General features: G+C 55.8%; 3 protein-coding genes. All 3 read right to left on the bottom strand.

Translation table 11 applies throughout. The features are described from left to right. Positions 1-28: 28 nt before the first annotated feature. The 3 genes from KIK84_RS16745 to KIK84_RS16435 are packed head-to-tail and all read right to left on the bottom strand — an operon-like array spanning position 29 to position 1,165. Positions 29-538 (bottom strand): IS3 family transposase, encoded by a 510-nt coding sequence (locus KIK84_RS16745; protein WP_349815951.1) that lies wholly within the window; start codon positions 536-538, stop codon positions 29-31. After that, a complete protein-coding gene (locus KIK84_RS16740) occupies positions 447-851 on the bottom strand; it encodes a hypothetical protein (RefSeq protein WP_250208058.1) in 405 nt (134 codons plus the stop codon). Before KIK84_RS16740 ends, KIK84_RS16745 begins: the two co-directional genes overlap by 92 nt. Beyond that, positions 848-1,165: a transposase gene (locus KIK84_RS16435; protein ID WP_214124206.1), complete on the bottom strand. Its 318-nt coding sequence runs from the start codon at positions 1,163-1,165 to the stop codon at positions 848-850. The genes KIK84_RS16740 and KIK84_RS16435 overlap by 4 nt, the downstream gene beginning before the upstream one ends. Positions 1,166-1,217: the final 52 nt, after the last annotated feature.

The following is a 1,217-nucleotide window of genomic DNA, read 5'->3' as shown; positions in this document are numbered from 1 at the left end:
TGTATTGACCCAGCGGAAACTGCACAGGTCATGCTGCTAATGCGTAGGCCTCAGCAGGTGTTTTCATCCCCAGTGCCTGATGTGGGCGCCGGTGGTTGTAGAAACCAATCCAATCTGCAATGACTCGACTGGCGTGTTGCAGGCTCTCAAAGCGGTGGCGATGCACGCATTGCTCTTTGAGTGTCCTGATCACCCGCTCCACCATGCCATTTTGTTCCGGGCTGTAGGGCGTGATGAACTCCTGTTGCAACCCATAGCTTTTGACCAGGGTTGTGTAGCTACGGCTGGTGAACACCAAACCATTGTCCGATCGCAGCAAGAACGGCTTGTTGACTTGGCCTAAGCACCCGTACCGGGTGATCAAGGCTTGTTCTAGCGCAGCCTCGGCCGTCTTGGAGCGACCGCTACGGCTCAGGTGCCAGCCCAGCAGTTCACGCGTATGGCAATCAATCACCAACGCTAGGTGCGACCAGCCATCTTTGCCAGACCAAACCCGGCACAGGTCCGTTGCCCAGCGTTCGTTCGGTGCCTTGGCCACGGACGGCAGAGCTTGGATGCGTGGCCTCAAGCCCACCGGCCGTTTGCGCACTTGCCAGCCCATGAGCTGGCAAGACCCGCTGCACCGTGTTTTTGTTGAAGTCCAGCAGATGCGCCACCGTGCGGTAGCCAAACGATGGGTTTTCTTCAATCATGGCCTTGATGGGTTTCACAAACTGTTCCTGCAGCTTGGACTGCCCTTTGGTTTCGCGGTAGTACACCGTACGCCGGGCCACCCCAAACCACTGGCACAGCTTGACCAGGCTGACCTCGATGCCATCGGCTTTCAATCCCTGCTGAAGGCCTAGGATCATTTCTCGTCCTCGTTGCCCAGCAGGGAGGCCAGCTTTTTTCTGGCGCGTAACTCCAACATGGCTTCGCCGTAGGCTGACTGCAAATCAGCAAGCTGACGTTCGTACTGTTCCTTGATATCCAAAGGCTTGGCCCTCAGGGCGTTCTCCATGCCCTTCTTGGCATCATCAACCCACTCCTCAATTTCCGAGGGCGGTAGATCAAACGAACGGCTGGCCTCTGCCACCGTCGTTTTGCCTTGAATAATCTCCATGACCAAAGCGGCTTTGCGCTTGGCTGTCCAGCGTTTGATCTCGTCTTCCATCAGTGTGCTCATCTGTGTTTCCTTCAAAGATAACACCTGAGCAGTTTTTTACTGGGTCAATACA

This window comes from Curvibacter sp. CHRR-16, assembly GCF_018474005.1.
Classification (GTDB): domain Bacteria; phylum Pseudomonadota; class Gammaproteobacteria; order Burkholderiales; family Burkholderiaceae_C; genus Allorhodoferax.
Note: the sequence above shows the minus strand (reverse complement) of the source record. Positions and strands in the feature narration are given on the sequence as shown.

Coding starts and splice junctions, on each gene's coding strand:
- KIK84_RS16740 (WP_250208058.1), bottom strand. CDS start 851: ATGATCCTAGGCCTTCAGCAGGGATTGAAAGCCGATGGCATCGAGGTC.
- KIK84_RS16435 (WP_214124206.1), bottom strand. CDS start 1,165: ATGAGCACACTGATGGAAGACGAGATCAAACGCTGGACAGCCAAGCGC.